The organism is Elstera litoralis (assembly GCF_000963705.1).
GTDB lineage: Bacteria > Pseudomonadota > Alphaproteobacteria > Elsterales > Elsteraceae > Elstera > Elstera litoralis.
In genome coordinates this window covers 1-2,098 of the sequence record NZ_LAJY01000737.1, presented here as the reverse complement: position 1 = coordinate 2,098, position 2,098 = coordinate 1, and the positions used below count along the sequence as shown (strand labels likewise).

Here is a 2,098-nt window from a genome sequence, read left to right as displayed (position 1 = left end):
CTTGCAACAGGCAGTCTATTCACAGTCTTCGCTTATTCCTCAGGCTGCCGTCCCTTCGGCTCTACCAGCTAAGGCCGAACTCACGATTCACTTCACGGGCTTACCGTCTGGTGTGCAAGCCGAGGTGATGAGTGAGACGGAGTGGTTTAACATCCACACGAGCATGGGCTACAATTGCCATAGCCAAAAGTCCCTGCCGCCGGTGCCGCGCAGTTTGCGCGGGCGATTTTGAGTTCTTGGCGGGGATCATCACCAAAATAATCGCGCCCCTGACTCCATCAGGGGCTTTTTCTTTTGTATTCCTTAACAAAATTATCGCATAATTTTACATCGCGATAGTAGTTATGAAGAAGCCCATCATATCCTATTTTAAATAAAGATTCCGGTAATTTTTGATTTTTAGAATTCTTTCCATGTCTCAAAATATAATTTTCGATAAAATGTTTCGGAAAATCGACAAAATTTTCACACAAAAGCCCTCCCCCAATCTTAAGGTCAGAGATTGAGTAATAATTTTTGTAAAGAGTATCGGCTTTTTTAATTAAGGGCGCGAAATCACCAGGATAATGAGAAGTCATTTTATCTTGTATATTCTGTACCAATTTTAAAGAATTTGTACGAATAGAAGGGATGGCGGTAATGCTAATTTTGGGGGCACTTTCTTTATCCTCAAGCCTAGTTGGAACCTGATCCAGATGGATATAGCATTGTTGAAAATCAAAAAAATGACCCTCTAAGAGATCCTTCTGTCTGTCCTTTAGCTCCTTAAGTGTGCGCGGCGCGCCAACATATTTTCCGTCTTCAGACCCTTTATACTTGTAATAATACTCAGTGTTACGCCAGTAACTCGACGCAAAACTAGCCGAGCCCACGCAGAAACTGCCCGTCCGCCGCTCGAACGTCCGGTCGGGAATTTTATTTTCAAACCATTTGGCTAATTCTCTAAACCCAACCATCACCCGCTGCATTTCCGCAAGGTCCATTTTCTCCTCATTCTCATAGGTATAGATGAGGAGTTGGGTGGTTTGATCCATTTTCTGGCGGATATCCGCGACGAGCTTTTGCTCCTCAGCGGAAAACTCCCCGGCGACCGCAGGCTGCGCCAGGGCCGGGAGGAGGGCGAGAAGCAGGGCGGTGATCCGCCAGGGGAGTACCATCGGGCGTTGATCCTGAAGCCAACAAACACGCGCCACGCTGCCAGCCCGAGGGGGCGGGGTCAAGCGCCTCGCTCTACCCGCCAAGGCTGAACTGACTATCCACTTTACCGGCTTACCGTCGGGGGTGCAGGCCCAGGTCATGAGCGAGACGGAGTGGCTTAACATCCAGACGAGCATGGGCTACAACATCCACAGTCGAAGTGCCCTGCCGCCGGTGCCGCGCAGCCTTCGCGGGCGATTTTGAGCTATTGGCGGGGATCATCACCAGTACAATTGCGCCCCTGACTCCATCAGGGGCTTTTCTCCTTATACTTTTTGAGGTGATTGTCGCATAATTTTACATTTCTATAGTAAAAATATAACAACCCATTATACCCAATTTTAAATAAAGACGGGTGAAGTTTTTCTTTTCGGGAGATTTCACCATGTCTAAGAATATAATCTTTTATAAAATATTTAGGAAAATCGAAAAAATCGTGGCACATATAGCCGTCAAATTTAAAATTATAAATTGAATAATAATATTTATACAAATTTTCTGATTTTTCTAATAATTTTTTAATATTATTATAGTTATCAACTGCAATTGTATTGTTAATTTCCTGAACTAATTCTAAAGAATTTTTACGAATCGTGCGTATATAATCGATAGTAATTTTAGGAGCTATTTTTATATCCTCAATTTCTGTTGGGATTTGATCTAGGTGAATATAGCATCTATGAAAAGAAAAAAAATGCCCTTCTAAAAGATCTATTTGTCTATCTTTCAGCTCCTTGAGTGTGCGCGGCGCGCCAACATATTTTCCATCCTCAGAACCTTTATATTTATAATAATATCCAGTTTCCCGCCAGTAACTCGACGCAAAATTAGCCGCGCCCACGCAAAAACTGCCTGTCCGCCGTTCGAAAGTTTGGTCGGGAATTTTTTTTGCTAAACCAAG

Annotated in this window: 3 protein-coding genes; 1 reads left to right on the top strand and 2 read right to left on the bottom strand. The window is 43.8% G+C overall.

Annotated elements, in window-relative coordinates; all coding sequences use genetic code 11:
- Positions 1-232 (top strand): hypothetical protein (locus tag VZ95_RS27580; RefSeq protein WP_232302761.1); only part of this gene is annotated, 232 nt, incomplete at its 5' end.
- Positions 233-278: 46 nt separating this feature from the next.
- On the opposite strand, the gene VZ95_RS19450 is transcribed toward VZ95_RS27580, so the two are convergent.
- Together VZ95_RS19450 and VZ95_RS26180 are read right to left on the bottom strand one after the other, a co-directional pair.
- Entirely contained in the window at positions 279-1,334 is a 1,056-nt protein-coding gene (locus VZ95_RS19450) for a hypothetical protein (protein WP_156995433.1), read from the bottom strand.
- 113 nt (positions 1,335-1,447) lie between these two features.
- Positions 1,448-2,098 (bottom strand): hypothetical protein (locus VZ95_RS26180; protein ID WP_045777332.1); only part of this gene is annotated, 651 nt, incomplete at its 5' end.

Coding starts and splice junctions, on each gene's coding strand:
- VZ95_RS19450 (WP_156995433.1), bottom strand. CDS start 1,334: ATGCTCGTCTGGATGTTAAGCCACTCCGTCTCGCTCATGACCTGGGCC.